Genomic DNA, 25,027 nt, shown 5'->3' on the forward strand with positions numbered 1-25,027 from the left:
TGTCACAATACTTATCTCAAGTATTGCCATTTTGGAGGTGTTTTATATTGTCTCACTATTTTAGGTTAGTCCAATAATACCAATCCAACTGAAAGCTTTCTTTTCAAAAAATTGACCCCCTATACTATTTTTTTGAAATCATATGATTTCTACATTAAATCTATAAAAAAAATCATCAAAATATGACACTAGCGATAAATTTCTTTTTATTTTAAGTGATAAGTACTAGTTTTCCTTTCATACTTTAATACAACGACCTTTTAAGCCGATAAAAAGCTTGGAGATGCTTTACCTGTAATCTAGTAGTTTGGTACACTTAAAGTAACAGTAGAGACTTGGAGTGATACAAATGAATCGGATTGAGATAACTGAGGTGTTACAAACGGTACCACTTTTTAAAGAACTAACAAGTAATGAACTTAATGAAATCGTGAACATTGCCCAATACCGGCAGTATAAAAAGGGGTCCCATGTTTTTATGCAAGACGACCCTTTAGAGAATGTTTATTTTATCTACCAAGGAAAAGTAAAAATATATAAAAATGATGTAAATGGAAAAGAACAAATTGTGACTGTCCAAAAGGACGGAGATATGTTCCCACATGTTGGTTTTTTCAGAAAGGGTAACTATCCTGCTTATGCTTTGGTGCTAGAGAATACAAAGGCTGTGGTTATTTCAATTTCTCATTTTGAAAACGTATTGCTACAGCAGCCACAAGTTAGCATCAAGCTCTTCAGGGTATTGGGTGAGAAAATAGTAGACCTTCAAAATCGTCTCGAAGCTCAAATATTAAATAATACATATGAACAAATTATTAAATTAATCATGCGCCTTTGTAAGTCAGATGGCGAGGAGATATCCAATGGTAAAATCATGATTACCACTCAATTTACAAATAAGGATTTAGCCAACATGATTGGTACTACCCGTGAAACAGTGAGCAGAACGTTAACAAAATTAAAGAAAAAAGAAATAGTGGAAGTTGATGAAAAAGGTAACATCATGGTCGATTTAGAAAGCTTAGAGGAAGAACTATTTATTTAAGTATTAAAGAACTGAGCCAAATTTAACTCAGTTCTTTTTTCATGCCCAAAATAAAAACATTTTGATATGTAATGAATATAGTGACAATAGATAATACGTCTAGGGAGGAGAAAAAAGAATGAAAGACGAAAGGTCAAATAAACCAAACCCAAAAGATGAAAATGAAGCATTCGGTCCACTTATGAAATCAATGAATGAGTTCTTTACCCAGCAACCTGTCAAACGACTATTAGATACGATAGACGAATTTTTCGAAAAACCATTCCCGTTCTCAACAATTCCCATTGATATGTATGAAACAGACACTGAGCTAATTGTTTCAGCAGACCTACCAGGAGTCAATAAAGAACAAATTGATATCGAGTACTCGGAAAGGTATATTACGATTACTGTTAACCATGTTGAAGAAATGGAAGAAACCAATGAAAAAAAACATTATTATGTAAAAAAGAATTCTTTCAACAAAGCAAGTCGGACAATTTCGTTACCTTACCCCATAAACACAAACCAAATTAAAGCATCTTATGTAAATGGTGTCTTAAAAATTCGGATCCCAAAGCCAAGAAAACGAAAAATCACAATTGATGAGAGCATGTGAAAATACATGCTCTTTTTTACATACTTTCTATCGAAGATTAGCATGATATGGCTAGGAGGTGTAATTATGGACAAAAAGGCAGGCAACCAAAAGTTACCTGATTTTAAGGAATTAAATGATCGAATCATTGCAGATGCCAGTGATGAACCAATGCTTGTGATTAAGACGAATCTTGACCCTAAGAATGCAACTGAGGAAAACCTGTATTTTAAAGAATCTCAATCAGATAATAGAGAGGAATTTACCTCATTTTTCGAAGAATCCTAATAGAGGATGTTCAAATAATTATGAAATGGTGATTAATCGTGGATAAAACGCTAGGCTATCTAATAGAATCAATTTCAAATTATGGTGATGAGAATAAGACAAGCCGTGCTATTCTTACAAAAATGATAAACAACCAATACGCATCTGAAGAAGCATTTGTAAGAGATTTAGATGAGGAAGAAATCGAATTTTTGAACAAAGTTTTACCTGAAGAAATCAATTACGCGATGGACGAAAAAGATTTTACACGTGTTCATCAACTTAATGAAGTATATGAATTGCTTTAGAAAAGGTGGATAAAATGGGAAACGGATTTACTACGAAACAGTATTCGAATACAAATGTCGAAGAAGTAAAACGATTGAATGCAAATTCTGGATTATCCTATAATGAAGCATTACAGCTTTTGGCAAAGCAGTACAATGAACAAAAGAAACCTAAATAAACCAATATAAAAAGAAAGCTGAATAGTGACAGCTTTCTTTTATTTGTTCAAATCTACACTTTAAATGTTTTCGTTAAGCCTTTCACAATTGAATTAACTTGGTTCACTGCCCCTACCATTTGCCCTGCTGTATCCATCATTTTATTGATATCATAGGTCCCATCCTTTTTCTTAAATTGATTTAGGATGCCCCCAGCCCCTTTCGCCTTTATTTGATCTGAACCAGTTAAGTTAGGGGTAGGATAAGGATTTAAATAAGGTGTCTGATATCCGTATGGAGAATAACCAGGATAATTGTTCATATTATAGTGCATATAGGTTGGAGGATTGTATTGATTCCAATTCGATTGGTACCCTCCTCCGTAAAATTGCTGATAAGTAGGTTGCCCCAAATAAGGCCACGAATTACCATAAGGTCTAGCAGCATATTTGTTCCTGCGAAAATTTTGATACATGTGGAACAAACCTCCTGTGATGTTCTTTTACTATAGATTATGTAAAAGTTGGGTTAGATGTTCAAAAAAAGATACCATGATATCAAGGTATCTTTAAAGGAGGGTTTATTGTTTTGGTTTTATAGCCCTTACAAGGATGTTATCTAGTACAAATTGAACCGATTCATACATATTTTTAAAACGTTTAACTTTTGTATCTTGATAAAAACTTTGGATGGAGATATGTTGGATATTTTCATGTGTAGCATCAATCTGATTAGGATGAAGATTTTTCGGAAACTCTTTATTAATCCATGCAGTCGCCAATTCTCTCCAACTATCTGCTATTTCCATTGTAGAATCTACAAAAGGTTTTACTTCTTTATAAAAATCCACTTCATAGGATTCACTTGTTTTAACATCCTCTAATCGTTTAATGGATTGGTCACAGAGATCCTTTAAAATATTCGTCTTCGCCAATAGTTCCGTGTACATTCTCTCACCTCAACATCTATCTTACCGTTTTAATAGCTTAATGTTAAGTGATAAGAATGTTCCTTTCCGGTTTGCGGTGATTGTTCTGATTTTTGATTAAGAAATGTCTTTTGTAAGGAAATGAGATCATTTTCAAGCCCTTTAATTTGAATCAATTTCAGATCTTTCCCTTCATCAATACACAAATCTACTTCTGCCTGAATTTGCTTATCAATCGTGTTTAATGAATTAAGCAATTGATCAATATCCCCAAGAACATGCGCTTTCGTCGTAAGTTCACCCTTCAACATATCCATCCTCCTATTCGGTCTTTTTTTAGTTAATTCGATGCCGAAATTGTTCCTCCTGCACGCTTGACAAAACTAGTTTTTATTCGTCAAAGAAAGTGGTATTACTCCAACAACTTTCTCTATTTTCGACAATGGTTTCCTAACATTTTTAAGAATGTTATCTTTGAAAGATGCTCACACTACGAGTAGGAGGTGAAAATCCTATGGCAAAGCAAAATAAGAAGAAAAATAATCAAGAACGTAATGAAGAGAAAGCACCTGGTTATGGAGACAAAAAACTAGAAGGACCAGATAGACCATCAACATAATATACATACAAAGGCTGACTGTCAGCCTTTGTTTTTTAATAACAGTTCTTCTAGTATGATGCCTGCTTGTACTTGCTTCTGTTTCTTTAAGAACCATTTTGTAAGGTCAAATTGGTCCCCTAACTCAACTTCCGCAAACCATTTAGCTTTTCTCTCGCCTTTATACCAATCTAATGTCTTGCCTTTGTGGTGTTGGATAATCGGATAGGTAGTTCGTAAAAATGGTGTATTACGAAATCTTCGCTCATCTATATACCTTTCATAATCATATCTAGAGCCTGTATGCTCTACAACGTTAGAAAACTGTATAAAATATTTATAATAGTCCTTATGAAATAAAAGGGATGCAAGCTTTTTACCAAGTTCAATTCTATTATCTAGTTTTGTAAATTTATGAACGGAAAATCCAAATAATCTTCCATCCAATGTTGGATAAATGACTGAACTAAAGTGCAGAAAGTCCTGAAGATTATAAAAGAAACTTTGAAAAACCTTCCTTTTTAGTAATGGATGTTCTATTACAGGCTTTTGAATGATATTCTGTTCATTAATGATTTGGGCTGTTACCAAACGACCACGATTACCAAATCGCCAAAAAAACTCCCATTCTGCCTCGACAAATTTGGATACCGAAAACATTTTTAGCATGTGAAACAAAGGCTTCCCTATTTTTTTCGAATACTCGTAAATCAAGAGTTGTGGAAATGCATCTGAAAAAATGAGCCAGTTTGCGCGTTCATATGTATTAAATAAAGTTCTTCTCTCTTTTTCAGTTAGAATTCTCGGGATCCATTCCCCTTCTAAATCGGTCATATTCCAACCAGCATTCCGTGAAATATTATCAATATTCCCTTTTGCTGTTTTTGATTGAATATCCAGAAGTATTTCTCTTTCTTCTATCGTTAAATTATGTTCCTGGTTTCTTCGAATATCTACCATCGTTTCTATTTCTAGTATATCGGTTTGTTTTTTACTCATTCTTTGCACACCTCTTACCATAGTGTGTCCATCCTAGCGTACAACACGCCCCCAAAAGTATATTTTCAGGCGAATAGTATGGTATAGTGATATGTAATCCATCTTGGCCTCACCCTAATTGTTAACAATTTCTTTAAACTATTTCCGAGAAGTTTTTGGTATAATAGGTGTCTTAAGGGGGATGAGAGTATGGAGTTTCGTTATCCAAATGGGAAAGTATATAAGCCCCAACAAGTAAAAAACAAACCACATCTCAAGCAAAAAATATATGGGAATCGTGGAATGACACTTGAAGAAGATCTCAACGAAACAAATCAATTTTATTTGGAGCAGGAAATTGCAGTTATTCATAAAAAACCAACACCTGTACAAATCGTAAATGTCGATTATCCGAAAAGAAGTGCAGCAGTCATAAAGGAAGCCTATTTTAAACAAGCATCAACCACGGACTATAATGGTATATACAAAGGCCGATATATTGATTTTGAAGCGAAGGAAACGAAAAATAAAACCTCTTTTCCGCTTCAAAACTTTCACGAGCACCAAATAAAGCATATGTCTGATTGTTTAAAACAAAATGGGATTTGCTTTGTAATTCTTCGATTTACAACAATAGATGAAATGTATTTACTTGAGGCAAAGCACTTACTAACCTTCTGGAATCGAAAAATGGCTGATGGAAGAAAATCAATAACAAAAAAAGAAGTAGAAACCTATGGCCATCCATTATCTATTGGATTTAGGCCAAGAATTGATTATATTAAAATTATTAATCAACTCTATTTTGAATAGTAAAAAGCTAGAAATGAAACATTTTGCAATTCAAAAACGTCAATATGTATGAATGCATTTGAAAGGCAGGAAATAGTATGTCTGAAAAATATAAAACACGTGAAGAACGTCGACATGCGAATCAAAAAAAGAAGACACCAAAAAAAGCAAAGGGTTCGTTATTTAAGCGAATTATACTTATTGTCCTATTAATAGGAATAATAGGAATGGTAGCCGGGGCTACGACATTCTTCGTAATGGCAAGTGGAGCTCCACCATTAGATGAATCCTTATTAAAGGATCCACTTTCATCAAAAGTTTATGATAAGGATGGCAACAAAATTTATGAATTTGGCGCAGAAAAACGGACCTACGTCCCTCTTAATCAAATACCAGAGGATCTAAAGAATGCGGTAATAGCAGTCGAGGATGCACGTTTCTATGAGCACCACGGCTTGGATGTGATTCGTCTTGGTGGCGCCGTTGTCGCAAATATTACTGATGGATTTGGCTCTGAAGGAGCGAGTACCATTTCACAACAGGTAATAAAGAACTCCTTCTTCGAAGAAGGGCAAAAAAAGCTTACGAGAAAAGCACAGGAGCTATGGCTTGCATTTCAATTAGAACGAAAGTATTCAAAAGATGAAATACTTGAAATGTACCTTAACAAAATCTACTACGGGGTCGGTAACACATATGGTGTATCCAAGGCTGCTGAAAAATATTTTAATAAGTCATTAGATGAACTTGAGCTGCATGAATCAGCCTTTATTGCTGGATTAGGGCAAAACCCAGGGATCTATAACCCTTTTGTTCATCCAGAAGCAGCAGAAAAGCGCCGTAATATTGTATTAAACCTAATGGTTAGGCATGAATTTATTTCGAAAGATGAAGCAGAAGCTGCTAAAAAGGTTCCGATTGAATCATCTATAGTAGAATCAAACGAACAATCATCTCCAATCGATTCTTTCATGGACCAAGTAAAAATCGAGCTTAAAGAATATGATGATATCGATGTTTATAATGCAGGTGTAAAAATCTATACAACCTTTGACCCTAAAGCACAAAAACATGTCGATTCATTATTAGCAAATGAAGATCCTGATGTTCAATTTCCAAATGAAGAGTTTCAAGCTGGAATCGCGATAGTGGATACAAAAACAGGTGAAATTAGAGCATTAGGCGGCGGAAGAAACCAAGCCGAAAATAACCGCAGAAACTTTGCACTTGAATCCGAAAACCAACCGGGTTCAACGATTAAACCTATTTTAGACTATGGCCCTGCTATTGAATATTTAAAATGGTCAACCTATCAGCAAATTAAAGATGAACCGTACACCTATTCAAATGGTGTGCCAATCAATAACTTTGACAGAAAACATATGGGACAAATATCTGCAAGAGTTGCTTTAGCCCACTCAAGGAATATCCCAGCACTTAAGGCATTCCAAGAAGTAGGCGTAACCAAAGTTACCGAATTTGCAGAACGTCTTGGAATTACATTTGATGAGAGAATTAATGAGGCATATTCAATCGGTGGGATGTCAGGCGGTATCTCTCCTCTTGAAATGGCAGGTGCTTATGCAGCATTCGGAAATCAAGGAAACTTTATCAAACCACATGCGGTTGACAAGATTGTTTTTCCAGATGGAAGAGAAGTAACTCTTGCTCCAGAGCCTGAAGAAGCAATGTCGGAAGCAACAGCGTTTATGATTACGGACATGCTAAAATCTGTAATGGATTTTGGTTCCGGAAGTAGATATGATGTTTCTGGATTACAAATTGCTGGTAAAACAGGAACAACCAACTATTCCGCAGATGATATGAAAAAATATAATATTTCATCGGGTGTCCCAGATGTATGGTTCAGCGGCTACACACCTAGCCATACGGTAGCCATTTGGACGGGATATAAAAATAATCGTGAACCTATTAAACCGGCTGAACAGAACCTAGCATTAAAATTATTTAGAAACATCATTACTAATCTTTCTGAAGGAAAAGAAGCAGAGGATTTTGTAATGCCAAAATCAGTCGTTAAAGTCGGAGTTGAAAAAGGATCAAATCCTGCAAAACTTCCAAGTGATTTTACGCCAAAAGACCAAATTATTTATGAATATTTCATAAAAGGAACTGAACCAACGCAAGTGTCTGAGAAATATGACAAACTTAACCCACCTTCTAACCTTGATGTGCAGTATGACCAAGTAACAAATCAAATCAATCTATCTTGGGCATATACTGAAGGTGAACTTGATGGTAATAGCTTTGAGATTGGTGTTTCAATTGACGAAGGACCTGCTAAGGTTCTTACAACGACTAAGGAATTAAGCTATACAATTCCTGATGCTATTCCAGGAGCGATCTACAAATTTACAGTTACAGCTGTAAATGATGATAATCCTAAAAAACGCAGTGATCCTGCATCAAACACCATTAATGTTCCGGAACCAGAGGAAGAAGAAATTGAAATTCCACTCCCTCCTGTAACTCCACCAGGTAATGAAAATGGTGGAAACGAAGGTGATAATGGTGGCGATGGTGAAGGTCATGGCAACGGTGAAGGCGAAGGTAATGGTGAAGGAGCGATCTTCCCACCTCTCCCACCTGGTAACGAAGACCGAGAATAAGTATAAAAAAATAACGCACTAAATGTGCGTTATTTTTTTTGCGTTTTAATTTTCATGATTGCATGAAGCTTTAGAAGTTCATGGTAAAGTTCGTTTAATTGTACAAATGAATGGTATTGATGAGGCTTTTTTAAAATAAATGATATCCGCTCCTCAAAATTAATCGGCTTATAATCAAATTCCTTGGAGTATTCAAGTATGTTTTCTGCACTCGAAAATTGCTTTTCATTTATTAAACATAAAAAGGTTAAAAAATCATCTACTGCTTCTTTCATCGGCTCAATAACCGTAGCTTTATCTCGATTTCGATAGCAGTAAGTTAGATGTTCTTTTCTTGTATCCCATTTTTCAATAATATCAGAAATACCCTTTTCATTATCCAACTTTTTCTTTCCCCTTCATGCGCTTTTTCCCTTCCCTACAAACCTCTAATAGCGGACATATTTCACATTGTGGATTTTGGGCTTTGCAATGGTATCTTCCGAAAAAAATCATTCGGTGATGGGTCACAGACCATTCTTCTTTAGGAACCTTTTTCATTAATGTTTTTTCAACTTCTAATACAGAATCTTTCCATCTACAAAATCCTAGTCGCTTACTTACTCTTTCTACATGAGTATCGACTGCAATTGCTGGAATACCAAAGGCTACTGAGACAACAACATTAGCCGTTTTTCTACCGACCCCAGGTAATTTTGTTAATTCATCACGGTCTTGTGGAAGTATGCCTCCATATTCTTCAATTAGCATCTGGCATAATTTACGAATGTTTTTTGCCTTGTTTCGAAAAAGACCAATGGAACGAATATCATTTTGAAGCTCCTCAAGAGAAACAGCTAAGTAATCCTCTGGTGTTTTGTATTTTTCAAAAAGAGAAGCTGTTACTTTATTAACTAATGCATCTGTACATTGAGCAGATAATGAAACAGCAATTACCAGTTCAAATGGATTCTTATGATTCAGCTCACAATGAGCCTCCGGGAACATCTCCCCCATTGTGTCTAGACAAAATTGAATTTGTTGTTTGTTTAGCATTTTTTATCACCTATTTTTTATCTTTAGCTCTCTAACCAATTATAAAAAGGGATTGTCCGTTTGTAATTTCCCTGTTGAGGTTGCTCAGATTGTTTTTGTTTATGTTGGTGTTGCCGGAACTTTTGAGAATGGTTCTGAGCCTGTTCAATGGTACGAATACCGTTCTTTTTCCATTCAAAGAGGATTCGATCAATATATCGGAAATTGAGCTTTCCAGACATAACTGCTTCTCGTAATGCTGCTTTTATAATGGATGGATCATGATGGTCTTGATCTAACCACATTGCTAAGGACTCACATTCAAATGGTGAGAGAGGTCGTCCAAATTCTTGTTCAAAAATACTATATAAGTCCTTTTCGTGTTGTTTTTCGATTTCTTTCTCTTCATTCATATTTTGTTGAACAAGATGTTGGAGCATTTTCTCCCATAATGGTCGTAAAGAGTATTTTTCGTAGATGATACGATTTTCATCATTTCCTTCATTTATTTCTAAATAACCACGTTGAATGAGCTGACGTAGAATTTCCATACATTTTTCTTCTGTAATTGTCATGCGATTTGAGATTTCAATTGGTGTAGGAAAGAAATTTCCACCATCCATAAAAGTTAGGATATGGAAAAGGACCATCATTTCCTCTTCATTAAGCTGTAGATGTCGATACGAGGACATTAACATTTTCGGAATTGAAATACTGCCTTGTTCGAATAAATCAACTAATTTATCCATTTTCATGTATAAACACCTCTTCATACCCTAGTATAACATGAGATTACGATTAGCAATAAGAAAGAAATATTTGGGTTGGATCTGTTCAAAAAATAAAAAAGAAACCCTCTTATTAAAGAAGGTCCCTACTATTGTTAATTATGGATATAGACGGTTTAATAAGCGTGGGAATGGGATTGTTTCACGAACATGCTCAACACCGCTAATCCATGCTACTGTTCGCTCTAAGCCTAATCCGAAGCCCGAATGTGGTACTGAACCATATTTACGTAATTCAAGGTACCATTGGTACGCTTCACTTGTTAATCCATGTTTTTCAAGCTGTTGTTTCATAAGGTCATAATCGTGAATTCTCTCTGATCCACCAATGATTTCGCCATATCCTTCAGGAGCAATTAAGTCCGCACATAACACCACATCATCACGATCAGGTGCTGGCTGCATATAAAAAGGCTTAATTCCCTTAGGATAATTCGTAATAAACACAGGTTTTTCATAGCTTTCGGCAATTGCAGTTTCATGTGGAGCACCAAAGTCATCGCCCCACTGTATGTCGTTAAAGCCTTTTTCATGTAAAAACTCAATAGCCTCATCATAAGAGATACGTGGGAATGGTGCTTGTATTTTTTCAAGTTTCGATACATCACGGCCTAATGTTTTCAGCTCTAATTGACAGTTTTTCAAGACAGATTGAACAATATGTGCAACATATTCTTCTTGTACTTTTAAGCTATCTTCATGTTCATAGAAGGCCATTTCCGGCTCAATCATCCAAAATTCGATTAAATGGCGTCTTGTTTTCGATTTTTCCGCACGGAATGTTGGGCCGAAGGAAAATACTTTTCCTAAAGCCATCGCTGCAGCTTCCATATATAGTTGTCCACTTTGTGATAAATATGCATCTTCATCAAAGTATTTTGTTTGGAAGAGTTCAGTTGTTCCTTCAGGTGCACTTCCAGTTAATATCGGTGGATCAACTTTTGTGAAACCATTGTCATTGAAAAATTCGTAAGTTGCACGAATAATTTCATTACGGATTTTCATGACAGCATGCTGCCTCTTTGATCGAAGCCACAAGTGACGATTATCCATTAAGAATTCTGTTCCATGTTCTTTTGGCGTAATTGGGTAATCGACTGCTTCATGTATGACTTGAATATTTGTAACCGTTAGTTCATAACCAAAAGGTGATCTTTCATCTTCCCTAACAACACCAGTTACATATAAAGATGTTTCTTGTGTGATTGATTTCGCCGTTTTAAAAACGTCCTCATCCACTTCCGCCTTTACAACGACACCTTGTATGAAGCCTGTCCCATCACGAAGTTGTAAAAAGGCAATCTTTCCACTTGATCGTTTATTCGCTAACCAAGCACCGATTGTAACCTCTTCTCCAACAAATTTATTAACTTCTGAAATAGTTGTTTTCACAATTGTCCCTCCAAAAATCAATCAAATGCGCATTGGCGTTATTATCGCCACTTATGTATAAATTCCTACTTTATTATACATATCTTGTCATAATGAAGCAAGAAATACCATGGGGATGGTTCAAGAGTGAATAAACTCCAATTGAACCATCCCCATATAAATTTTTTATTTCATCTTTTCCTCAACAAATTTACGAATACGATCAATCGCATTTTCAAGCTGTTCTAATGATGTAGCATAAGATAGACGAATGTTGTTTGGTGCACCAAAGCCAGACCCAGGTACAACAGCAACAAGTGCTTCTTCTAATAGTGCTTTTGCAAAATCATCTACATTATCATATCCTGTCAGTTCCGCACATTTTTTTGCATTCGGAAATAGATAGAAAGCCCCTTGTGGCTTTTTGCATGAAATTCCAGGAATACTTACTAACTTATCATAAATAACATCTAATCTTTGTTCAAAAGCCTGTCTCATTGTTTCTACAGGTTCTTGTGAACCTTCATAAGCAGCAATCGATGCATATTGTGCAATCGAAGTTGGATTAGAAACACTATGACTTGAAAGGTCTGTCATGCTTTTAATGATATCAACTGGGCCCGCTGCATATCCAATTCTCCAACCTGTCATTGAATGTGATTTCGAAAGTCCATTGATAAGAATAGTTTGTGCTTTCACTTCTTCGCTTACCTGAGCTATTGAATAGTGAGTAGCACCAAAATACACGAGTTTTTCATAAATTTCATCGGACACAATTAAGATATTATGCTTCACACATAATTCACCAATTGCTTTTAATTCCTTTTTTGAATAAAGCATACCAGTTGGGTTGCTTGGTGAATTTAATACTAAAGCAACTGTTTTATTTGTAATGGCTGCTTCCAGTTGTTCTACTGTGACTTTAAAATTATTCTCTTCTTTTCCTTCAACATACACTGGTACACCATCTGCGAGCTTCACCTGCTCGGGATAGCTGACCCAGTAAGGAGTAGGAATAATAACTTCATCGTCTTTATTTAGAAGTACTTGGAATAAAGCATATAATACAAACTTTGCACCAGTTCCAACAATCACTTCATTTGGCTTATATTCTAATTGTTGATCTTTTAGAAGTTTTTTACAAATTGCTTGTTTTAACGAAGGTAATCCAGCAGAAGGAGTATATTTTGTATGCCCCTCTTTCATTGCTTTGATTGCAGCCTCGATTATGTGTTCAGGTGTATTAAAATCCGGTTCACCTGCACCAAGTCCAATTACATCATGTCCCGCTGCCTTCAATTCTTTTGCTTTTGCAGTAATTGCAAGTGTAGATGAAGGTGTTAATGCTGCTACTCTGTTTGCTAATTTCATGGTTTTCCCCCCACGTATTATGGTTTGATTGAATTGCGATATTTGCCAGTTTCAAAATACAATTTATGGTAGGTTAATCGATTATCACTACCTATATAAATAATTTCCCAAATCGGAATATTATCTTCAATCCCTAGTTTGACGGAACGAATTTCTTGTGGATCCCGTTCCCTTTTTAGTATAGTAATTGCTTCTTTTTCTGTGATTCCATCACGTTCAAATCGCGTTACTATTTTACCTTTTTTTTCTGGAATCCAAGCAATCACTTTTTCACCCTCATCATTTTTACCGATGACGACTTGATACGCTTTCGTTCCAAAATATGTATAACTATCATCAATTGTCTCAATTACTGTCTTCTCGAGGGCAATTTCATTTCCCTTCGATTGAGCATTATTGTATGGCTTCAATGCCGATTGATAAATGCCGATTCCTGTCCAAATTATAATAATAAGGAGAAGGACGAGTATCCATATGATCCATTTTTTCATTTTAATCAACTTCTTTACGTTCGATAAATTGTAAAAACTGCTTTATTTTGATCATCTTTATCGAGTGCCAATCCAAACATAAGATCCTCATGTTTTAAACTTCGATTTAACAAATCAACAATTTTATATAAATCAGGAGTATTTTGAATCTTAACAGTCGATAGAATTACTATCTTACTTTCCAAGCAAGAGCTCTCCCTTCATTCATCACAAATTTTTCTACTCATACGATATCTCTCTAACGGCAACAATAGAAGTACTACAACATTACAGTTGAAGTTGTCTACACTAAGTTGCCTTACATCATTATAACAGGTGTATAACCATTCACAATATAATTTTTTAATAAAAAATTAACTCCTAATCCCATGCCTTTACCTGTCTTTGACAGGTCTTTTTTATTCTTGGTCTCCCTTTGGTTGATCACTTTTTAACGAAATGGGAAAAACTTCGTAATCGGTCTGTGTACATTTGATGGTGACACTGCCAAACTGTTTTGTATAGTAAATGTCGATCCAACTACTATTTAGTCTTTCTAACACATCTGAGCTAGGAAGTGATCCTTTTTTATGAAAAATAATCGCAATTTGGGGATTTACATGATTCACAAATTTTTCTCCTGAACCCTTTGCATGGCCAAATTCCGCAACCTTTAAAATATTTGTTATGGGCAGCACTTTATTTGACAGCATTTGATGCTCTAATTCTGAATTAGCACTGGTCATAAAAAGAACCCGATGATTACCAAATCGGAATAATACATCCATACCAAGAGACTTCTCGCTTATCTGGTCTTCATGAATGACTTCAGCAGCTAGTAAAGAGCTTAGTTTATAGGTCTTTTGATTTTCCCACTTAACGATATTATTTTTGGAGTACTCTTGCTTATTATGTGCTCCCTGGATGATTTGTACATCTGAGAATTGTTGTATTAGCCAGTCTAAATTTGAAGTATATAATGTGTCTTGTTTTGTAATAATAATGCCTGTTAATTTTTTCACTTCATAGACTTCAAGGTACTCCTTAAGTTCCTCTTTGGTTCCGTTCCCACCGGTATTCACTAGGAAAAACTCTCCATTTGGTATATGGATCAAACTTGCTTCACCATTTGATAGGTCTAAAAATGTAATCGCAATCTCATCTTCGGATAATTTAACATTAATTTTCTCTATATTAGTCCGCACATTTTCGCTTGTCCAGCCTGAAGTAAATAATGTTAAAAAAATGAATAAGATCAGATTAATATATTTCACAAATCAGCCTCAAAAGAATTAATATCTATAACCATTTTTCAACATATTCCATAAGCTCATGAAGAGGTTTTTGAATCAAATTCATTTGTGGAATTGATGAAACGAACTTTTTTCCATACCATGCTGTTATAATCCGACGATCTAAAATAAAGATTACCCCTTTATCTTTTTCAGATCGAATTAACCTTCCAATACCTTGTTTAAATCGAAGGATTGCTTCAGGTAAAGATAGTTCCTTAAAAGAATCTCCACCCTTTCCTTCAATTTCCTTTGTGCGAACAGCGAAAATTGGATCGTTTGGAGGAGTAAACGGCAGCCTGACGATAACAAGTGCGGTTAAATCTTCACCTGGGATATCTACACCCTCCCAAAAACTGCTTGTACCTAAAAGAATTGCCTTTTCAAACGCCTGAAAATTCTTTGTTAATTTTGCCCGACTACCGCCACTTATACTCTGGGCAATTAACACAAACTCTTCAAGTTGCTGCATTCTTTTTAAATTCATATATGTTTTTTGGAGCATATCATGAGAAGTGAAAAGAACAAGCATACGTCCATTTGTTTTTTTGGCAATTTCAGCTATATGAACTGAAATCGAATCAACAAATTCATCCTGTGATACAGAATTGATTAGTGGAACAGTTGATGGAACCATCATCACTGCTTGACGTTCGTAATCAAATGGTGATGGTATTGTCAATGTAATGGGTTGAAAATCTGTCAAGCCAAGCTTCTTAATAATATAGGAAAATGAATCATCCACTGTTAATGTTGCAGAAGTCATAATCACACTTTTCTTAAAAGTAAAAAAGTGGTCAGCTAGATATTCAGAAACATCTGTGGGTTCCACAAATAAGGTTGCCGAATTTACTGGCCCCTTTGGATCGATTTCAATCCAAACCATTTGATTTTCCAACACGTCATAAAAACTCTCGATAATAGCACATTTTTCAAATAATAAATTGAAACATAATAGATAATCATTAAATAAACCTAATTGCAATGGTGTTAGCATTGACTTATTTTGAATAATTAGCTCGTTTTGGTATTGAATCATTGTAGAAAGTTCTTTCTTTGAAATACTCAACTTTGTCAGTTGTTCCATCGCTTCTTGCCAATACTCACCTGATTCATTATTTCGATCTACTACATATTGAATCCGATTCGTTTGGTTTTCATTCGATTGTTTTGATAATGCATGACTACGTATCATCCGGAAAAATTCATTAACAGATGCTCTCATGTCCTTTAAAAGTTGGTTCACTCGTTCAAATGAGTCTGAATTGTATCCAATCCGTTCCACTATTTTTGATGATTTCTTAAGTAAATCGTTTGTTTCGAATAGACCAATCCTCGTCAGAACAGAGTGAATCATTAAGTAATGAATATGAAATCCTACCTGCCGCTTTGCAAGGGTTTCAAAATGATGGGCTTCATCCATAATCAAATAGTCGTAAGAAGGGAGAATTTCAAAGTCATAGCTCAGATCCTGTAATAACAAAGCATGATTTGTAATCAATATATCCGCTTTTTCAGCAGATTCCCTTGCTTTTTTATAAAAACTTCTTGACTCCCAGATTGTATCTTCAAATCCGTGATTTTCATATGTGCTTTTCACACGATCCCATAAAAGCTTGCCACCTGAAGGCAAATTAATTTCGTCAATGTCTCCTGTTTCGGTCTCAGTTAACCATACTAATATTTGAGCCTTAGCTAAGACCTCATCATAGTTTTCACTGTCCTCATAAAGTATTTGTTCAAACCTTCTTAATGAGAGATAATTCCCTCTTCCTTTTAATAGTGCAACTTCGAAATCAAACGAAAGGATTTCACGCAATTTCGCGACATCCCTCTCAAATAATTGTTGCTGAAGTTGAAGGGTATTTGTACTAATCATACAACGTCCCTTCTTTTTTGAGATATAAACTGCTGGAAGCAAGTATGCTAATGATTTCCCAATACCTGTACCTGCTTCGATAATTGCGTGTTGGTTTGTTTCAAGTGCATGGTGAATTGTTTGCACCATTTCTAGCTGTCCCTGTCGAAATGGAAAATCGTGAATCACTGAATGAAAAACCTCAGTATAAGTATTACTTTTTGGGTTTGCTTTACCCTTTTGTTTTTTCTTTTTACGCAGAGCAAGTCCACGATAGATGTCAAATTTCGATTCACGCTTTGCGTGTTTGGATCTATCATCTATAATCTCTCGCAAAATTTCACGGATATCGCTTTTAAAATAATTTGAAAGGGTATAAAGCTTTTGAATTGTTACCAACGGCAGTTGCTCAATTTTATGTACTATTTTTAAGAGTATTTCTGCTGTTACTTCAGCATCACTATCAGCCTGATGTGGATTTTCATGTGTTAATGAAAGAGATTCTGCAAGCTGTCCAAGTTTATAGCTATCTGCCAATGGAAGCATTACTCTAGAAAGTTCAACCGTATCAATAGTAAGACATTGAAATTTCGTAAAACCGCACTGGGCTAATTCCTCCTGTAAAAAAGAATAGTCAAAAGGAACATTATGAGCAACAAAATAGGAATCCTTAAACATCGAAATAATTTCGGGTGCCACAATTGAAAAATCAGGGGCATTCGCAACAACTTCATTTGAAATACCAGTAAATTGCTCGATAAAAACAGGGATGTCTTGTTTCGGGTTTACAAAAGTTGCAAATCTTTCAATAATCTCTCCATCTTCAATGACAACAGCTGCAAACTGTATAATCTTATCACCCTTCTTTGGAGAATTCCCCGTAGTTTCCAAGTCTACAACGACAAAGCGTTTTTTCATTTAGTCCCACCTCCTAACACAAACGCCCCCAATATGGGGGCGTTGTACTTATAAAGTTTTTTACAATACAGTTGCAGCTGGTTCTTGAAAAAGTAATTCTTTAATTTGATTCTCTTCGTTCATGATTGCTACCCTAGGCTTATGTTCAGACAGTTTCTCTTCAGGTACAATTGCATACGAAATCACAATAATGACATCTCCCTCTTGTACAAGACGAGCAGCAGCTCCATTTAAACAAAAAACTCCGCTTCCTCTCTCACCAGGGATAATATATGTTTCAAGTCGAGCCCCATTGTTATTATTTACAATTTGAACTTTTTCATTAGCAACCATTCCGACTGCGTCTAATATATCTTCATCAATAGTAATACTACCTACATAATTTAAGTTTGCTTCTGTGACACGTGCTCTGTGTATTTTTGCATTCATCATTGTACGGAACATGATGCTCCCCCTTGAATCAAAAGATTTCAAAATGTGGTTCAAAAAGTACGGTGAAAATGACACATCGGTATACGATCTTCGACTAACTACCGACACGTCCTGTGTCGAACGTCGAAGTCACTACATCCTGTAGAAGCTCGTTGGTTTGTTTTTTCCGTTCCTTGGAGAAGAAAACCCGCTTTTAAGGCGTGCGAAGCGGAATCAATGAAGAAACATTCCTTGTGCTCACGTATACACAACATACGTTCCGCTACTCAAAACTTCACCGCCTCGAACTTCTTGGTCCTTTTCATCCTCCTTTTGAACTCGTTTTTATACATCAAAAGTTATATTATCAATAAGTCTGACTTTTGTAAACTTGACAGCGATCGCAATAATGATTTTTCCAGTTAGCTCCGAAAGCTCGTCAAGCTCTGGGTAACTGTATATTTCTACATAATCGATTTCACCAGATGTATGTTTTGTAAGATGGTTCATGATTAATTCTTCAACTACCCTTGGGTTGCGTTGGCCATTCTCGATAGCTGTTTTAGCCATTTGAAGACCTTCATATAATCTCGTAGCTTCTGCCCTCTCCTTGGCAGTTAAATTTACATTACGCGAGCTTTTTGCTAACCCATCCTCTTCTCGGACAATTTCCACCGGAACAAGCGTAATCGGGAAATTAAGATCAGTAATTAATCCATCCACCACAGCTACCTGTTGAGCATCCTTTAACCCGAAATACGCTCGGTCTGGCTGAACAATATTAAATAATTTGATTAATACTGTTGCAACTCCGTCAAAATGTCCATTTCTTTTTCTACCACATAACACATCTATTCTAGATTGAACATTTGCAGTCAGTGACATTTTGGTTGGGTACATATCTTCTGTACTTGGGTGAAATAAAATATCAACACCATTGTTTTCTGCGAGTTTGCTATCTCTTTCAAAATCACGCGGATAGGATTCAAAATCTTCATTCGGACCAAATTGAAGAGGGTTTACAAATATACTTACTGCTAATACATCATTTTCGCTTCTTGCCTTATTCATTAATGTTAAATGACCTTCATGAAGGTACCCCATTGTTGGTACAAATCCAACCTTTTTTCCTTCCAGCTTTAAGGTCTTGATATGTTGCTGCATTTCCTTGATCGATGTTACAATTTTCATGTTCATTTTCCCCCATAAAGGCTTGCAAGCTCTTCTTCTTTCATTGTGTATGAATGTTTTTCATCAGGGAATGACTTGGTTTTAACCTCAGTAATGTAATCTTGGATTCCTTGTTTAATCTGGTTATTAACTGAAGCATATTGCTTCACGAATTTTGGAACACGATCGACGCCATATGAAACCACATCATGGAAAACAAGAACTTGACCATCTGTACCATTTCCAGCCCCAATTCCAATAGTAGGAATTGAAATGCTGTTTGTAATTTCTTCACCTAATTGTCTAGGAACACATTCTAAAACTAAAGCAATCGCACCTGCTTTTTCCACTTTTTTGGCATCCTCAATTAGCTGTCTAGCACTTTCTGCATCTTTTCCTTGTACCTTATAACCACCTAAGACACCAACAGCTTGTGGGGTTAATCCTAAATGCGCTACTACAGGAATTCCTGCTTCAGTTAATGCTGAAATCGTGTAAATGACATCATTTGACCCTTCGATTTTAACTGCATGTGCCCCCGATTCTTGAATAATTCGAGCAGCATTCTTCAAGGCATCAGATCGTGAGACATGATAAGACATGAATGGCATATCCGTTACAATATAAGTATCCTTTGCACCACGTTTTACGGCCTTCGTATGATGAATCATATCATCAACTGTTACTGGAATAGTAGAATCATAGCCTAATACAACCATACCTAATGAATCACCTACAAGGATCATGTCGACCCCTGCTTCCTCTGCAAGTTTTGCAGATGGATAATCATAAGCTGTTAGCATTACAATTGGCTCTTTCTTCTGCTTCATTTTTAAAAATTCTGTTGTTTGTTTCATCATTTTTCCTCCTTTTGGCTTTTAAAGCTCGCCTTGCTTAAGGCTGTCCTCGAGTCCTTAAAAAGAGGAGATGAAAAACCGATTCGTGGACGTTTTTTATTAACTTTATTCAGTAGAGACTGCATAAAGTTAATGCCTCCGGCGGATGCCACAATTTTTCAAAGGAAATTTTTCGAGACACCATCGAAAAAAATTGGGCACAAATACGCCAAGGCGTATTTGATTACGAAGTAAAAAATCCTTCTTTCAATAAAGAGAAAGAAGGATTAAACATGAATGTTTTCGGTAAATTTCATCCCTCTGTCCCAGTCCAATGGATCAAGGCAGAATATAATTGTAAATGACATTGGTAAAACTTAAGTCACTGGTGCAGTTCCGACAGGATACCACCCATTACTTTGAATTATATAAAAGATTCAATATTATTTCTACACTTTATTTTTCAGGAATCTCAATATCCGCTGAATAGATATGGTGCAATTTTCCGGACGCATCCTCTAGAAGTAATACACCTTCGTCATTGATTCCAATTGCTTTACCTTCAATTGAACCTGAAAGTGTTCTTGCAACAATTCTCTTGCCGATACTTGTTGCATAGCTCTCCCATAATAACTTCACAGCCTTGAAGCCATGTTGTAAATATTCCTTATACAGTTTTTCAATTTTAAATAAAATTACCTGAACGAGCTTCGCGCGATCAATTTTTTCTCCTTTTTCAATTGCAAGTGAGCTTGCAATTGAATGTAAGCTTTCAGGAAAATGATTCAATTCTTGATTTACATTAATGCCAATTCCAATAATAACTGAATTAATCCGGTCTGTCTCTGCCTGAAGTTCAGTTAGAATACCAACAATCTTTTTATGATTGATTAATATGTCATTTGGCCATTTTATATCAGGCTCTAACCCTGTTACTTCTTGGATCGCTTGGACTACACCTACTGCCGCCAAAAGTGTTAATTGCGGAGCTTGTGAAGGTGGAATTTGTGGTCTTAGTATCATGCTCATCCAGATTCCTGTATGCTTTGGTGAATACCAGGACCTGTCAAGTCTTCCTCGACCAGTTGTTTGTTCTTCAGCCACGACAAGTGTGCCCTCAACTACACCATCATACGATAGCCGGTGTGCTATTTTTTGCGTTGAGGTGAGTGATTCTTCAAAATGAATATTTCTTCCAAGAAACTCGGTTTCCAGACCCAATTGAATTTCGTTGCCGCTAATTTTATCTGGTTTCGTGATTATACGATAACCAAGTTTTCTAACTGCCTCTAATTCATACCCTTCGTTTCGTAAATCTTCAATATGCTTCCAAACGGCAGTACGTGAGCACCCAAGTTGCTCACTAATTTTTTGACCAGAAATAAATTCTCCGTTAGCATTAGAGAAGACCTCTAACAATCTTTTTCTTATTTCTGATTGCACGATAGAAGCCACTCCTTTATTTTTACCTTGTTATTTACCACTTCGTTTTCAAGTATTCCATCTTCTACTTTAATATAGAGATCTGAAATCCATTTACCTGGTTTTTGATTATACCAATTTAATAAATCCTCACCCGTAATATCTAATTCTGATCGCTGCTTAATAGGCAGCTTTTCATATTCTTTTGATGGTGATGTTTCTTGTCCAAATCCAAGCACATTTAAAATTCTCTCAACTTGTTGGACACATTTCGCTCCTGAATCATATAATAGCCGATTGTTCCAACCAGTTTGAAAGACATTTTGTATACAAGCTACATTTTTTACAACTTGATCCACAACTTTATTCGGAAGCTTCCATTGCCTTAAAAACGAATTAAGATCCTCTTTAGACAACAAATAACTAACAAGTGTCCAATACTCAGATCTGTCTTGCAATTGATTCCATTTGTATGCAGGGAAGTTTTTCAACCCTTGTATTTCATCTTCTAATCCTGGTATGTACTGAAATAATCTTGTCTCAATTAAAATTGGAAATGCAGCCTGACAACTCAGACCAGAAAGTAATTTTTCAAATTCGATAGTAATCCGTTCAACTGAAATTTTTTTTAATAAATATGCATTTTCCATGATCGCAGATTGAGTTTTTTCACAAAGTAAAAAGGACAACTGACTTAAAAATCGAACGGCCCTCATCATCCTTAGCGCATCTTCACGAAAACGTTCAGTCGGATTACCAACTGTTTGGATTACTTTCTTTTCTATCGCTTTCCTTCCATCAAAAGGGTCAATAATATCTCCATTAATCGTCATCGCAATCGCGTTCATTGTAAAGTCTCTTCTTTTTAAATCTTCATGTAGGGAAGTAACAAATTCCACATGTGAAGGTCGACGGTAATCCTCATAACCTTCTTCCGTTCTAAATGTTGTCACCTCAAATTGTTCACCATCGTGTAAAACGATTACGGTGCCATGAACGGCTCCGACATCAATCGTTTTTGGAAATAAATCGATGATTTGCCCTGGTAATGCCGAGGTTGCAATATCGATATCACCGATTGGACGATGAAGGAGAAAATCACGAACAGAACCACCAACAAAATAAGCTTCGTAGCCATTATTATGTAATGTTGTAAGAATTGCTTTGGCTTTTACAAAAGATTCATCCATCGTCGTGAGCCCCTATCAACGTTTATTCGAAAGTATTGAATAATATAAATCCTCATAGTTACTGACAATTCGTTCAGAATTAAACTTTTGTTGGACAGATTTAATTGCCTGATTTGACATCTTTTGATGTAACTCAATATCAGATAGCAGGTTAATTGCCTTATTTGCAATATCTTTAATATCACCTAGTTCACAAATATAGCCATCTACACCATCTTCAATGACTTCTGGAATTCCACCAACATTTGTACCGATTGTCGGAACTCCACATGCCATTGCTTCAATGAGAACGAGTCCAAAGCTTTCTTTTTCAGATAATAGTAGCTTTAAGTCACTGATTGAATACAGTTCAGCAAGGTTCTCCTGTTTTCCTAGGAGAAGGACTTTATCATCAAGGCCTAATTCATCAATTAATTTGCAGGCTGTTGTTAGCTCCGGCCCATCGCCAACTAATAACAGCTTTGATTTAACTTCTTTTTGAACGAGGTCAAATGCGCGGATAACGTCGGGTACACGTTTCACCTTACGGAAGTTGGAAACATGGATAATGACTCGCTCATCCTCTTCAATCCCATATTGACTTCGCAAATCATTCACATCTCGTTTGTAATAAATTTTCTCGTCTACAAAATTATAAATCGTCTTAATCTCTTTTTTGGGCTCGATTAACTCATACGTTTGATCCACAAGTGATTGTGAAACAGCTGTCACCGCATCAGATTGTTCAATTCCAAAGCGTATAAGTTCTGTTAAAGATGGATCATACCCGAGAACAGTAATATCTGTACCGTGAAGGGTCGTTACAATCTTTACATCACCGCCCACCATTTGCTTAGCTAAAAATGCACATGCTGCATGTGGAATCGCATAGTGCACATGAAGAAGGTCAAGATTTTCCCTCTTTGTCACTTCTGCCATTTTACTAGCTAATGCAAGGTCATACGGCGGATATTTAAAAACTGAATATTGATTGACTTCCACCTCATGAAAGTAAATATTTGTATAAATTTTGTTGAGACGAAATGGAAGACTTGAAGAAATAAAATGAATTTCATGTCCTTTTTCTGCAAGTAGCTTCCCTAACTCTGTTGCTACAATACCTGAACCGCCAACAGACGGGTAACAGGTAATCCCAATTTTCAGTTTCATTTACGAATCTCCCAATTCTTCATTAAATACACGTATGTGTATCTACGAACTTACAAATTATTTCCTTCTTGTCTATCACGGATTATTTCACGCCATGAGAAAAATCCTTGTTCAAGGCCATGAATAAGCACCTCAGCCGTTCCCATGTTTGTCGCTAAAGGTACAGAATATACATCGCATAATCTTATAAGTGCTGTTACATCTGGCTCATGTGGCTGTGCAGTAAGTGGGTCTCTAAAAAAGATTACCATGTCCATTTGATTGTTTGCGATCATCGCACCAATCTCCTGATCGCCACCTAATGGTCCGGATTGGAATCTGTGGATTTTTAACCCTGTAGCTTCAGAAACACGTGAACCTGTTGTACCTGTGGCAAACAATTCATGATCCTCTAAAATAGATTTATAAGCTGTAGAAAATTGAACAAGATCATTTTTCTTTTTATCGTGAGCAATTAATGCAATTTTCATCGTTATGTATCCCCTTATTCGATAATATTTTCCAATCCATAAACCAGTACATCGAGGTTCATTACAGTGTCAACCGATAATTTAACACCTGACATGAAAGAAGCCCGGTTGAAAGAATCATGGCGAATGGAAAGCATTTGTCCATTTCCGCCGAACAGTACCTCTTGATGTGCGACAAGTCCAGGTAAGCGGACACTATGTATACGAATTCCGTCATATTCAGCACCTCGAGCACCTTGAATGGTTTCTTTTTCATCAGGGTGTCCTTGTTTCTTTGATTCTCTAACAGTTGTTAGTAGTTCTGCCGTTTTCGCAGCTGTTCCAGATGGAGCATCGAGTTTTTGGTCATGGTGAAGCTCGATAATTTCCACATCCTGAAAATACTTGGCTGCCATTTGTGAGAATTTCATCATTAAAACTGCACCAACCGCAAAATTTGGAGCAATAATTGCACCTAATTTACGTTCCTCTGCAAGCACTGACAATCTTTCTAATTCCTCTTTTGTGAACCCTGTAGTGCCAACGACTGGCCGTACTCCATGTTCAATAGCAATCTCTGTGTGATATTTACCCGTTTCAGGTGTCGTTAAATCAATCAAAACGTCAGGGTTTGTTTCTTTAAACGCTTCCTTAATATCAGTAAAGATAGGTACGTTAACATTTGAAAATCCATCAATCTCATTTAGGGACATTCCATTGTATTTATGATCGATTACCCCTACTAAAGAAAAATTCTCAGTTTCCTGTACAAGCGTTACCGCTTCTTTTCCCATTCTGCCTCTTGGTCCAGCAATTACGATTTTAATGGTTTCCATTCTTTTATCTCCCCTATTCGTTAGTGTCAATACGAGTCCATCTATCTTTATCTCTTGTATTAAATTTATTCATAACAGTATTATGTGCGTCTTCAAGGTCAATGTTCAAGGAATTTGCAAGACAAATCAAAACAAATAACATGTCTTGAACTGACCTAGCCAAATGAGACATATATAAAACACCTATCCATATTAAATTTAACACTTTTTCATTAATTTGA

Annotated in this window: 30 protein-coding genes; 8 read left to right on the forward strand and 22 right to left on the reverse strand. The window is 36.0% G+C overall.

The features are described from left to right. Window positions 1-349: 349 nt before the first annotated feature. From ACR65M_RS20790 to ACR65M_RS20810, 5 genes are all read left to right on the forward strand, one after another. Complete coding sequence (locus tag ACR65M_RS20790; protein WP_341331077.1) at window positions 350-1,045, forward strand: Crp/Fnr family transcriptional regulator; 696 nt, start codon at window positions 350-352, stop codon at window positions 1,043-1,045. A gap of 118 nt (window positions 1,046-1,163) precedes the next feature. Further along, the gene (locus ACR65M_RS20795; RefSeq protein WP_341331076.1) at window positions 1,164-1,643 is read left to right on the forward strand and encodes an Hsp20/alpha crystallin family protein; all 480 of its coding nucleotides are present in this window, start codon (window positions 1,164-1,166) and stop codon (window positions 1,641-1,643) included. A 66-nt stretch (window positions 1,644-1,709) separates the two neighbouring features. Further along, window positions 1,710-1,910 carry a hypothetical protein gene (locus ACR65M_RS20800; RefSeq protein ID WP_440274295.1) on the forward strand — a complete coding sequence of 67 codons (201 nt, stop codon included), beginning with the start codon at window positions 1,710-1,712 and terminating at the stop codon, window positions 1,908-1,910. A 38-nt stretch (window positions 1,911-1,948) separates the two neighbouring features. Then, window positions 1,949-2,197, forward strand: coding sequence for a sigma-G-dependent sporulation-specific acid-soluble spore protein CsgA (locus ACR65M_RS20805; RefSeq protein WP_121449657.1), 249 nt, complete (start codon window positions 1,949-1,951; stop codon window positions 2,195-2,197). Window positions 2,198-2,211: 14 nt separating this feature from the next. Beyond that, window positions 2,212-2,355 (forward strand): hypothetical protein, encoded by a 144-nt coding sequence (locus ACR65M_RS20810; RefSeq protein ID WP_341331074.1) that lies wholly within the window; start codon window positions 2,212-2,214, stop codon window positions 2,353-2,355. A gap of 53 nt (window positions 2,356-2,408) precedes the next feature. Here ACR65M_RS20810 and ACR65M_RS20815 read toward each other — a convergent pair whose 3' ends face one another. The 3 genes from ACR65M_RS20815 to ACR65M_RS20825 form a co-directional block, all read right to left on the reverse strand. Continuing rightward, window positions 2,409-2,810, reverse strand: coding sequence for a YppG family protein (locus ACR65M_RS20815; RefSeq protein WP_121448944.1), 402 nt, complete (start codon window positions 2,808-2,810; stop codon window positions 2,409-2,411). Between the two features lie 105 nt (window positions 2,811-2,915). After that, window positions 2,916-3,284, reverse strand: coding sequence for a YppE family protein (locus ACR65M_RS20820; RefSeq protein ID WP_341331073.1), 369 nt, complete (start codon window positions 3,282-3,284; stop codon window positions 2,916-2,918). A gap of 29 nt (window positions 3,285-3,313) precedes the next feature. Next, window positions 3,314-3,571 carry a hypothetical protein gene (locus ACR65M_RS20825; protein ID WP_440274296.1) on the reverse strand — a complete coding sequence of 86 codons (258 nt, stop codon included), beginning with the start codon at window positions 3,569-3,571 and terminating at the stop codon, window positions 3,314-3,316. Window positions 3,572-3,777: 206 nt separating this feature from the next. Between ACR65M_RS20825 and ACR65M_RS20830 the strand changes: the two genes are divergently transcribed. Beyond that, on the forward strand, window positions 3,778-3,882 hold the full coding sequence (locus tag ACR65M_RS20830) for a hypothetical protein (protein WP_494776435.1): 105 nt from the start codon (window positions 3,778-3,780) through the stop codon (window positions 3,880-3,882). A gap of 21 nt (window positions 3,883-3,903) precedes the next feature. Here ACR65M_RS20830 and ACR65M_RS20835 read toward each other — a convergent pair whose 3' ends face one another. Next, window positions 3,904-4,860 carry a DUF2515 family protein gene (locus tag ACR65M_RS20835; protein WP_440274297.1) on the reverse strand — a complete coding sequence of 319 codons (957 nt, stop codon included), beginning with the start codon at window positions 4,858-4,860 and terminating at the stop codon, window positions 3,904-3,906. A 189-nt stretch (window positions 4,861-5,049) separates the two neighbouring features. Here ACR65M_RS20835 and recU point away from each other — a divergent pair, with 189 nt between their 5' ends. Together recU and ACR65M_RS20845 are read left to right on the forward strand one after the other, a co-directional pair. Further along, entirely contained in the window at window positions 5,050-5,652 is a 603-nt protein-coding gene (gene recU, locus ACR65M_RS20840; RefSeq protein ID WP_341331071.1) for a Holliday junction resolvase RecU, read from the forward strand. Window positions 5,653-5,729: 77 nt separating this feature from the next. Then, window positions 5,730-8,261, forward strand: coding sequence for a PBP1A family penicillin-binding protein (locus tag ACR65M_RS20845; protein WP_440274298.1), 2,532 nt, complete (start codon window positions 5,730-5,732; stop codon window positions 8,259-8,261). 29 nt (window positions 8,262-8,290) lie between these two features. Here ACR65M_RS20845 and ACR65M_RS20850 read toward each other — a convergent pair whose 3' ends face one another. The 18 genes from ACR65M_RS20850 to ACR65M_RS20935 all read right to left on the reverse strand — a co-directional run. Then, window positions 8,291-8,644, reverse strand: coding sequence for a YpoC family protein (locus tag ACR65M_RS20850; RefSeq protein ID WP_440274299.1), 354 nt, complete (start codon window positions 8,642-8,644; stop codon window positions 8,291-8,293). Further along, window positions 8,637-9,296: an endonuclease III gene (nth, locus tag ACR65M_RS20855; protein WP_099362757.1), complete on the reverse strand. Its 660-nt coding sequence runs from the start codon at window positions 9,294-9,296 to the stop codon at window positions 8,637-8,639. The genes ACR65M_RS20850 and nth overlap by 8 nt, the downstream gene beginning before the upstream one ends. Before the next feature lie 23 nt (window positions 9,297-9,319). Beyond that, window positions 9,320-10,030, reverse strand: a complete 711-nt coding sequence (locus tag ACR65M_RS20860) for a DnaD domain protein (RefSeq protein ID WP_440274300.1) — start codon at window positions 10,028-10,030, stop codon at window positions 9,320-9,322. A gap of 132 nt (window positions 10,031-10,162) precedes the next feature. Further along, entirely contained in the window at window positions 10,163-11,455 is a 1,293-nt protein-coding gene (gene asnS / locus ACR65M_RS20865; RefSeq protein WP_341331066.1) for an asparagine--tRNA ligase, read from the reverse strand. Window positions 11,456-11,620: 165 nt separating this feature from the next. After that, a complete protein-coding gene (locus ACR65M_RS20870) occupies window positions 11,621-12,805 on the reverse strand; it encodes a pyridoxal phosphate-dependent aminotransferase (protein WP_440274301.1) in 1,185 nt (394 codons plus the stop codon). A gap of 17 nt (window positions 12,806-12,822) precedes the next feature. Continuing rightward, a complete protein-coding gene (locus ACR65M_RS20875; protein WP_341331064.1) occupies window positions 12,823-13,296 on the reverse strand; it encodes a cell wall elongation regulator TseB-like domain-containing protein in 474 nt (157 codons plus the stop codon). A gap of 14 nt (window positions 13,297-13,310) precedes the next feature. Beyond that, window positions 13,311-13,481, reverse strand: coding sequence for a YpmA family protein (locus tag ACR65M_RS20880; RefSeq protein WP_440274302.1), 171 nt, complete (start codon window positions 13,479-13,481; stop codon window positions 13,311-13,313). Between the two features lie 213 nt (window positions 13,482-13,694). Further along, on the reverse strand, window positions 13,695-14,549 hold the full coding sequence (locus ACR65M_RS20885; protein ID WP_440274303.1) for a ComEC/Rec2 family competence protein: 855 nt from the start codon (window positions 14,547-14,549) through the stop codon (window positions 13,695-13,697). A gap of 25 nt (window positions 14,550-14,574) precedes the next feature. Beyond that, window positions 14,575-17,343, reverse strand: a complete 2,769-nt coding sequence (dinG, locus tag ACR65M_RS20890) for an ATP-dependent DNA helicase DinG (RefSeq protein WP_440274304.1) — start codon at window positions 17,341-17,343, stop codon at window positions 14,575-14,577. A gap of 60 nt (window positions 17,344-17,403) precedes the next feature. After that, a complete protein-coding gene (panD, locus tag ACR65M_RS20895; protein ID WP_121448957.1) occupies window positions 17,404-17,787 on the reverse strand; it encodes an aspartate 1-decarboxylase in 384 nt (127 codons plus the stop codon). Window positions 17,788-18,099: 312 nt separating this feature from the next. Then, window positions 18,100-18,945: a pantoate--beta-alanine ligase gene (gene panC / locus ACR65M_RS20900; RefSeq protein ID WP_440274305.1), complete on the reverse strand. Its 846-nt coding sequence runs from the start codon at window positions 18,943-18,945 to the stop codon at window positions 18,100-18,102. 2 nt (window positions 18,946-18,947) lie between these two features. Beyond that, the gene (panB, locus tag ACR65M_RS20905; protein ID WP_341331060.1) at window positions 18,948-19,781 is read right to left on the reverse strand and encodes a 3-methyl-2-oxobutanoate hydroxymethyltransferase; all 834 of its coding nucleotides are present in this window, start codon (window positions 19,779-19,781) and stop codon (window positions 18,948-18,950) included. Between the two features lie 435 nt (window positions 19,782-20,216). Then, window positions 20,217-21,215, reverse strand: coding sequence for a biotin--[acetyl-CoA-carboxylase] ligase (locus tag ACR65M_RS20910; protein ID WP_121448960.1), 999 nt, complete (start codon window positions 21,213-21,215; stop codon window positions 20,217-20,219). Then, window positions 21,188-22,372: a CCA tRNA nucleotidyltransferase gene (locus tag ACR65M_RS20915; protein ID WP_440274306.1), complete on the reverse strand. Its 1,185-nt coding sequence runs from the start codon at window positions 22,370-22,372 to the stop codon at window positions 21,188-21,190. The genes ACR65M_RS20910 and ACR65M_RS20915 overlap by 28 nt, the downstream gene beginning before the upstream one ends. Window positions 22,373-22,387: 15 nt before the next feature. Further along, window positions 22,388-23,521 (reverse strand): N-acetyl-alpha-D-glucosaminyl L-malate synthase BshA, encoded by a 1,134-nt coding sequence (gene bshA, locus ACR65M_RS20920; RefSeq protein ID WP_440274307.1) that lies wholly within the window; start codon window positions 23,519-23,521, stop codon window positions 22,388-22,390. A gap of 50 nt (window positions 23,522-23,571) precedes the next feature. After that, window positions 23,572-23,991, reverse strand: a complete 420-nt coding sequence (mgsA, locus tag ACR65M_RS20925) for a methylglyoxal synthase (RefSeq protein WP_099362743.1) — start codon at window positions 23,989-23,991, stop codon at window positions 23,572-23,574. Between the two features lie 14 nt (window positions 23,992-24,005). Next, window positions 24,006-24,806 carry a 4-hydroxy-tetrahydrodipicolinate reductase gene (gene dapB / locus ACR65M_RS20930; RefSeq protein ID WP_121448963.1) on the reverse strand — a complete coding sequence of 267 codons (801 nt, stop codon included), beginning with the start codon at window positions 24,804-24,806 and terminating at the stop codon, window positions 24,006-24,008. Between the two features lie 13 nt (window positions 24,807-24,819). Further along, a partial coding sequence (locus ACR65M_RS20935; protein WP_440274308.1) for a MazG nucleotide pyrophosphohydrolase domain-containing protein occupies window positions 24,820-25,027 on the reverse strand: 208 nt, incomplete at its 5' end.

This window comes from Ferdinandcohnia sp. SAFN-114, assembly GCF_059415045.1.

What these genes read in the sequence shown, in the direction of transcription:
- panD (WP_121448957.1), bottom strand. Translation starts at nt 17,787, where the DNA reads ATGTTCCGTACAATGATGAATGCAAAAATACACAGAGCACGTGTCACA.
- bshA (WP_440274307.1), bottom strand. Translation starts at nt 23,521, where the DNA reads ATGAAACTGAAAATTGGGATTACCTGTTACCCGTCTGTTGGCGGTTCA.
- ACR65M_RS20790 (WP_341331077.1), top strand. Translation starts at nt 350, where the DNA reads ATGAATCGGATTGAGATAACTGAGGTGTTACAAACGGTACCACTTTTT.
- dinG (WP_440274304.1), bottom strand. Translation starts at nt 17,343, where the DNA reads ATGAAAAAACGCTTTGTCGTTGTAGACTTGGAAACTACGGGGAATTCT.
- ACR65M_RS20835 (WP_440274297.1), bottom strand. Translation starts at nt 4,860, where the DNA reads ATGAGTAAAAAACAAACCGATATACTAGAAATAGAAACGATGGTAGAT.
- ACR65M_RS20860 (WP_440274300.1), bottom strand. Translation starts at nt 10,030, where the DNA reads ATGAAAATGGATAAATTAGTTGATTTATTCGAACAAGGCAGTATTTCA.
- panC (WP_440274305.1), bottom strand. Translation starts at nt 18,945, where the DNA reads ATGAAAATTGTAACATCGATCAAGGAAATGCAGCAACATATCAAGACC.
- nth (WP_099362757.1), bottom strand. Translation starts at nt 9,296, where the DNA reads ATGCTAAACAAACAACAAATTCAATTTTGTCTAGACACAATGGGGGAG.
- ACR65M_RS20915 (WP_440274306.1), bottom strand. Translation starts at nt 22,372, where the DNA reads ATGGATGAATCTTTTGTAAAAGCCAAAGCAATTCTTACAACATTACAT.
- ACR65M_RS20820 (WP_341331073.1), bottom strand. Translation starts at nt 3,284, where the DNA reads ATGTACACGGAACTATTGGCGAAGACGAATATTTTAAAGGATCTCTGT.
- ACR65M_RS20815 (WP_121448944.1), bottom strand. Translation starts at nt 2,810, where the DNA reads ATGTATCAAAATTTTCGCAGGAACAAATATGCTGCTAGACCTTATGGT.
- mgsA (WP_099362743.1), bottom strand. Translation starts at nt 23,991, where the DNA reads ATGAAAATTGCATTAATTGCTCACGATAAAAAGAAAAATGATCTTGTT.
- ACR65M_RS20870 (WP_440274301.1), bottom strand. Translation starts at nt 12,805, where the DNA reads ATGAAATTAGCAAACAGAGTAGCAGCATTAACACCTTCATCTACACTT.
- recU (WP_341331071.1), top strand. Translation starts at nt 5,050, where the DNA reads ATGGAGTTTCGTTATCCAAATGGGAAAGTATATAAGCCCCAACAAGTA.
- ACR65M_RS20845 (WP_440274298.1), top strand. Translation starts at nt 5,730, where the DNA reads ATGTCTGAAAAATATAAAACACGTGAAGAACGTCGACATGCGAATCAA.
- ACR65M_RS20830 (WP_494776435.1), top strand. Translation starts at nt 3,778, where the DNA reads ATGGCAAAGCAAAATAAGAAGAAAAATAATCAAGAACGTAATGAAGAG.
- ACR65M_RS20875 (WP_341331064.1), bottom strand. Translation starts at nt 13,296, where the DNA reads ATGAAAAAATGGATCATATGGATACTCGTCCTTCTCCTTATTATTATA.
- ACR65M_RS20810 (WP_341331074.1), top strand. Translation starts at nt 2,212, where the DNA reads ATGGGAAACGGATTTACTACGAAACAGTATTCGAATACAAATGTCGAA.
- panB (WP_341331060.1), bottom strand. Translation starts at nt 19,781, where the DNA reads ATGAAACAAACAACAGAATTTTTAAAAATGAAGCAGAAGAAAGAGCCA.
- ACR65M_RS20800 (WP_440274295.1), top strand. Translation starts at nt 1,710, where the DNA reads ATGGACAAAAAGGCAGGCAACCAAAAGTTACCTGATTTTAAGGAATTA.
- dapB (WP_121448963.1), bottom strand. Translation starts at nt 24,806, where the DNA reads ATGGAAACCATTAAAATCGTAATTGCTGGACCAAGAGGCAGAATGGGA.
- ACR65M_RS20795 (WP_341331076.1), top strand. Translation starts at nt 1,164, where the DNA reads ATGAAAGACGAAAGGTCAAATAAACCAAACCCAAAAGATGAAAATGAA.